At 64.1% G+C, this 3,756-nt stretch carries 3 protein-coding genes and 1 pseudogene; 1 reads left to right on the top strand and 3 read right to left on the bottom strand.

Going from position 1 to position 3,756, the window contains the following annotated elements:
- The 3 genes from EOA75_RS30280 to thrC all read right to left on the bottom strand — a co-directional run.
- Window positions 1-577: GNAT family protein (locus EOA75_RS30280; RefSeq protein WP_164747674.1), on the bottom strand; the 577-nt coding region annotated here is incomplete at its 3' end.
- 16 nt (window positions 578-593) lie between these two features.
- On the bottom strand, window positions 594-1,886 hold the full coding sequence (locus EOA75_RS30275; RefSeq protein WP_066997977.1) for a pitrilysin family protein: 1,293 nt from the start codon (window positions 1,884-1,886) through the stop codon (window positions 594-596).
- Window positions 1,887-1,900: 14 nt separating this feature from the next.
- A complete protein-coding gene (thrC, locus tag EOA75_RS30270; protein ID WP_127325867.1) occupies window positions 1,901-3,298 on the bottom strand; it encodes a threonine synthase in 1,398 nt (465 codons plus the stop codon).
- Window positions 3,299-3,426: 128 nt separating this feature from the next.
- Here thrC and EOA75_RS30265 point away from each other — a divergent pair.
- Window positions 3,427-3,756: pseudogene (locus EOA75_RS30265) on the top strand (hypothetical protein); the annotation flags it as partial.

Raw genomic sequence — 3,756 nt, 5'->3', positions numbered from 1 at the left:
CCGGCGGATCGTCCGCGATCCGGGCGTAGAGGTAGTGATCCTGCCAGATGCCGTTGATCCGGAGATAGGATCTGAGAAGTCCTTCGCGCCGGAATCCGGCTTTTTCAAGCACGCGGATCGACCGTGCGTTGTCGGGAATACAGGCAGCCTCGATCCGGTGCAACCGCAGCGTATCGAAGGCAAAACGCGACACCACCTTGACCGCGTCGGTCATCAGTCCACGGCCGCCGAAGCGCTCGCCGATCCAGTAGCCGATGTGGCCGCTTTGCGCGACACCGTGGCGGATGTTGCCGAGCGTGATGCCGCCGGCGAGCTTGCCGCTCGACTTCTCGAAGATGAAGAAGGCAATGGCCGTGCCTTGCGCATAGTCCTCGCGGTAGCGGCCGATGCGCAGCCGCCAGGCGGTGCGGTCGAGCTCGTCAGGCTGCCAACGCGGCTCCCATGGCTCCAGAAAGGCGCGGCTTTCGCCGCGCAGCGTCGACCATTCGCGGTAATCGTTGGTCAAAGGCACGCGCAACGTGACTTTTTCGCCCTTCAGTGCCGGCAGGTCGCGGCGAAAGAAAGGAAGCGCGAACACGACTTTGGAACGAAGGTTAGACGGCGAGCCTGCGAGCCGTCGTCTGCGGGCCCGCAAGCGATTCGAGGATCGCCTCGTAGGGCGCCAGCGTCCCCACGGGGCCGACCGCCGTCAGCGTCGGCTTGGTCGAGAACAGCCGCGAGGAGAGATCGGTCAGCCGCTCGACCGTCAGCGCCGCCAGCCGCTCCATCAACTCCTCCTTGGCGATCGGCCGCCCGAACAGCAGCAACTGCCTGGCGATCTGCGAGGCGCGGCTTGCCGGGCTTTCGGCCGACATGATGAGGCCGGCCCGATATTGCGCGCGTGCGCGGTCGAGCTCATCCTGCTGGATGCTTTCCCCGGCCTTCTGCAATTCGTCGATGATGACCGGCACCAGCTTGGCGATATCACTCTGTCCGGTCGCCGCATGCACACCGAAAATGCCGGTGTCGGAAAAGCCCCAGTGGAAGGCATAGACCGAATAGCACAGGCCGCGCTTCTCGCGCACTTCCTGGAACAGCCTCGACGACATGCCGCCGCCGAGGATCATCGACAGCACCTGCGAGGCGTAGAAGTCGCGCACATGGTAGGCGCGGCCCTCGAAGCCGAGCACGATCTGCGCATCCATCAGGTCGCGGTCCTCGCGGAAGTCGCCGCCGACATACTGCGCATATTGCGGGATGTTGCTGGTGGCCTTGGCGCGGAAGCCGCCAAGCTGTCTTTCCACCTCGCGCACGAAATTGTCGTGCTTGATGTCGCCGGCGGCCACGATCACCATGCGCTCGGCGCCATATTGCCGTTCGATGAAATCGTGCAGCTGCCTGGAGGTGAAGGATTTGACCGTCTCCGGCGTGCCGAGGATCGAGCGGCCGATGGTCTGGTGGCGGAAGGCGGTTTCGGTGAAACGGTCGAAGACGATGTCGTCGGGTGTGTCGTGCGCGGCGCCGATCTCCTGCAGGATCACATGCTGCTCGCGCTCCAGTTCCTCCGGATCGAACTCCGATTCCTGCAGGATGTCGGCCAGGATGTCGACCGCGAGCGGCACGTCGGCGGAAAGCACCCTGGCGTAGTAGGAGGTCGTCTCGACGCTGGTGGCCGCGTTGATCTCGCCGCCGACATTCTCGATTTCCGAGGCGATCTCGAAGGCGCTGCGCCGTTTCGTTCCCTTGAAAGCCATGTGTTCGAGCAGATGGGCCATGCCGTGCTCTTCGTCGCGTTCATTGCGTGCGCCCGACTTGACCCAGGCGCCAAGGGCAACGGATTCGAGGCTTGGAAGGGTTTCGGTGGCGACCGTCAGGCCGTTCGACAGACGGCTTACCTCAACACCCATATGGCAACTACTCCCTAACGGGCCGCCCGCGTGTGGCGGCTCACGTATTCTTCCACCATTTTCAGCTCGGATGGAAGTATGGTGTACTTTTCGTCGGCTGTCATCAAGCCGGCGAGCCAAGCGGGCAGCGCTGGCGTAACGCCGCTGGCGGCCTCGACCGCCGCCGGGAATTTGGCCGGATGCGCGGTGCCGAGAACCACCATGGGCACGGCGCCCGACATTTGGCCGGCCGCTACGTGCATGGCGGCGGCCGTGTGCGGATCGAGCAGATAGCCGCTCGCTTCAAGCGTCTGGCGAATGGTTGCCGCGACCTCGTCGACGCTGGCGCGGCCGGCGTCGAACTCCGCACGCATCCTCGCCATTTCGCCCGCTTCGACGGTAAAGGCGCCGGACTGCTTCAGCCCGTTCATGTAGCGCCTGACCGTCGCGGCATCCCGGCCCGCCGCCTCGAACAGCAGGCGCTCGAAGTTCGAGGACACCTGGATGTCCATCGACGGCGAGGTGGTGGCGAACACGCCCTTGGTGCGATATTCGCCGCTTGCAAGCGTGCGTGCCAATATGTCGTTGTCGTTGGTGGCGATGATCAGCCGCTCGACCGGCAGCCCCATTCGCTTGGCGGCATAACCGGCGAAAATATCGCCGAAATTGCCGGTCGGCACGGTGAATGACACCGGCCGGTCGGGCGCGCCCAGCAACAGCGCCGAGGAGAAGTAATAGACGATCTGGGCCATGATGCGGGCCCAGTTGATCGAATTGACACCCGACAGCGATACCCTGTCGCGGAAGCCGTGGTCGTTGAACATATCCTTCACCAGGCCCTGGCAATCGTCGAAATTGCCTTCGATCGACAGCGCGTGCACGTTCGCGGCGCTCGACGTCGTCATCTGCCGCTGCTGCACCGGCGAGACCTTGCCGTTGGGGAAAAGGATGAAGATATCGGTGCGGTCGCGGCCGGCGAAGGCGTCTATTGCCGCGCCTCCGGTGTCGCCGGAGGTGGCGCCGACGATGGTCGCGCGGTTGCCCCGTTCGGCCAGCACATGGTCCATCAGCCGCGCGAGCAGCTGCATCGCCACGTCCTTGAAGGCCAGCGTCGGGCCGTGGAAGAGCTCGAGGATGAAGGTGTTTTTGCCCGTCTGCACCAGCGGGCAGACCGCATCGTGCCGGAAAGTCGCGTAGGCTTCACGCACCAGCCGTTCGAAGACGGGTGCGGCTATCTCGCCGCCGAGGAAGGGTGTCAAGACGCGGATGGCAAGGTCGGGATAGGCGAGGCCGCGCATGGCGCGAATATCGGCGGACGAGAACTGCGGCCATTCGCGCGGCAGGTAAAGCCCGCCGTCGCGCGGCAGTCCGGCCAGCACCGCGTCCGAAAATCCAAGCACGGGCGCATCCCCGCGGGTACTCACATATTGCATCGTCAAGAACCCATTGCTGCCGGCCGCGTCATCCACGGCAAATTGGTTAATTTTCCGAGCCGGCTCAGTCGCATTTTCGCCGCGGCGTTGATATACGTCACCGGCTTTGTGAGAGGGAAGTGCAGTTCATGAGGTTTTATTCGGTCAACCGCCGTGTTGTCGCGGGTCTGGCGCTCACCGGCTTTATGCTTGCCGCCGCAGGCTGCCAATCGAGCGACAATGGCATTTTGAACTTCGGCTTCAGCAAGAAGGACCCGACCGCGCCGCCACCGCCGCAGGACCCCAAGGTGCTTGCCAGCCAGTTGCGCGCCTACTGCCCGAAAGTGACGCTGCGCGACGGCACCGCCTTCTTCAATACCTATGCTAAGGGCGCCGCCGCCAAGACGAAGAAAAAGAAAGTCGATGCCGCGGCGGACGCTGAAGCCGAGGCAGCCGCAGCCGCACAGACCGGACCGAAC

The organism is Mesorhizobium sp. M1A.F.Ca.IN.022.07.1.1 (assembly GCF_003997575.1).
In the GTDB taxonomy this organism is placed as follows: Bacteria; Pseudomonadota; Alphaproteobacteria; order Rhizobiales; family Rhizobiaceae; genus Mesorhizobium.
The sequence above is the reverse complement of the archived record's forward strand: the minus strand, read 5'-3'. Positions and strand labels throughout refer to the sequence as shown.